The 2010-nt window shown below is 66.6% G+C and carries 3 protein-coding genes; all 3 read left to right on the top strand.

Going from position 1 to position 2010, the window contains the following annotated elements:
* Positions 1 to 670, top strand: a 670-nt coding sequence (locus tag AB4Y84_RS20185) for an FtsX-like permease family protein (protein WP_442250773.1), incomplete at its 5' end; no start/stop codon positions are given.
* A complete protein-coding gene (gene lolD, locus AB4Y84_RS20180; protein WP_442250772.1) occupies positions 663 to 1376 on the top strand; it encodes a lipoprotein-releasing ABC transporter ATP-binding protein LolD in 714 nt (237 codons plus the stop codon). The genes AB4Y84_RS20185 and lolD, both read left to right, overlap by 8 nt.
* 132 nt (positions 1377 to 1508) lie before the next feature.
* Entirely contained in the window at positions 1509 to 1967 is a 459-nt protein-coding gene (locus tag AB4Y84_RS20175) for a DUF6491 family protein (protein WP_223494819.1), read from the top strand.
* Positions 1968 to 2010: the final 43 nt, after the last annotated feature.

Raw genomic sequence — 2010 nt, 5'->3', positions numbered from 1 at the left:
CTTCGAGGCCGGTTACAACGAGGTCGATCGCGGTGTGGGTTTTGCCAACATGAAAGACCTGGAGCGCGTACTGCGTTCCGATGGCGCCACCGGCGTGCGCCTGAAACTGCATGACATGGACCGCTCGCTGGAGGTGGGCGTGGACCTGGCGCAGAACCTCGGCGGTGCCTATCGGGTCAGCGACTGGACCCAGCAGAACGCCAACCTGTACCACTCGCTGCGCATGGAAAAAGTGGTGATGGGCATCCTGCTCTCGCTGATCATCGCCATGGGCGCCTTCAACCTGGTGTCCTCGCAGGTGATGCTGGTGACCGACAAGCAGGCCGACATCGCGATCCTGCGCACCCTCGGCCTGACCCCGGGCGGAGTGATGCAGGTGTTCATGGTGCAGGGCTCGCTGATCGGCATCTTTGGCACCCTTGCAGGCCTGATCGGCGGCATCACCCTGACCTTGAACCTGGAGCGCATCCTCGGCGCCATCGAATCGGTGTTCAACGTCAAGCTGCTGCCGGAGGACGTGTACTACATCACCGGCCTGCCGACCGACATGCAGACCAGCGACATCGTGGTGATCACCCTGGTCGCGCTGCTGATGAGCTTCCTGGCCACTTTGTATCCCGCCTGGCGGGCAGCACGCACCCAGCCGGCGGAGGCCCTGCGCTATGAATAAGGTCTTCAACCGCGGCGATGAAGTGATCCGTGCCGAAGGGCTGGGCAAGACCTACGCCGAAGGGCGCATGCAGACACCGGTGTTCGACGGGCTGGACCTGACGGTGACTGCAGGTGAGACGGTTGCGATCATCGGTGCCTCCGGTGCCGGCAAGAGCACGCTGCTGCACCTGCTGGGCGGGCTGGACACGCCGACTGCGGGCGAGGTGTATGTCACCGGCCAGCRCATGTCGGCGCTGTCGGACACCTCGCGCGGCCTGTTGCGCAACCAGGCGCTGGGTTTCGTCTACCAGTTCCACCACCTGCTGCCGGAATTCACCGCGCTGGAAAACGTGATGATGCCGGTGATGCTGGCCGGTACCGCGGTGGCCGAGGCCAGTACGCGTGCGACTGCGCTGCTGGAATCGGTCGGCCTGGGCCATCGCCTGGACCACAAGCCCGGCGAACTGTCCGGCGGTGAACGCCAGCGCGCCGCGGTGGCGCGTGCATTGGTCAATCACCCCGCCTGCGTGCTGGGCGACGAGCCGACCGGCAACCTGGATGACCGCACCGCTGCGACGGTGTTCGAGCTGATGCTGGAGCTCAACCGTGCGCGGCATACCAGCCTGGTGCTGGTGACCCATGACCGCAGCCTGGCCCGGCGTCTGGACCGGGTGCTGGAGCTGCGCGAAGGGCGCCTGCACGCGCTGGCCCACGCCGACGTCTGAGCGGCCGGCCGAGCGCCAACCAAGGTTGGCGACTACCGGATTCGATGCAGGGCCTGAACCAGGCTGCCGGCCGTCGCGCCGGCACCACCCCGGCGGGTGCATGATCGGCACAGTTCCCCTGTGGAGATGGCCATGAAGACCCCACTGTTGATCGCCGGGCTGTGCCTGGCCCTGGCTGGCTGTGCCACCACCGGCCGCCTGGGCAGTGCCGAGAAGCTGGAGCTGTATCGTGCCCACGCCGGCGCACCGCAGAAGGACATGCAGTTCTTCGGCAGCCTAAACGGCTGGACCGAACTGGGCGACAGTGCGCTGGCGGTCTGGACCAAGCCCAGCGAGGCCTACCTGCTGGAGCTGAGCGGGCCGTGCCCGGATCTGTCCTACGCGCCAGCGATCGGCCTGACCAGCCACATGGGCCGTGTCTCGGCGCCGTTCGACAAGGTGCTGGTACGTGACCCGACCGCTGGCCCGCGCATGCCGTGCTTCATCAAGACCATCCGCAAGCTGGACGTGAAGTCGCTGCGGGCGGAGGAAAAGGAAATGCGCCAGGCGCAGGTGCAGGAGCGCGAAGAGTCCACGTCGCCCGCGAAGTGATGCGGTAGTGCCGGCCGCTGGCCGGCAACCTTGTACATCGGGG

This window comes from Stenotrophomonas sp. 2YAF22 (assembly GCF_052114665.1).
Taxonomy (GTDB): domain Bacteria; phylum Pseudomonadota; class Gammaproteobacteria; order Xanthomonadales; family Xanthomonadaceae; genus Stenotrophomonas; species Stenotrophomonas indicatrix.
The sequence above is the reverse complement of the archived record's forward strand: the minus strand, read 5'-3'. Positions and strand labels throughout refer to the sequence as shown.

What these genes read in the sequence shown, in the direction of transcription:
- AB4Y84_RS20175 (WP_223494819.1), top strand. Translation starts at nt 1,509, where the DNA reads ATGAAGACCCCACTGTTGATCGCCGGGCTGTGCCTGGCCCTGGCTGGC.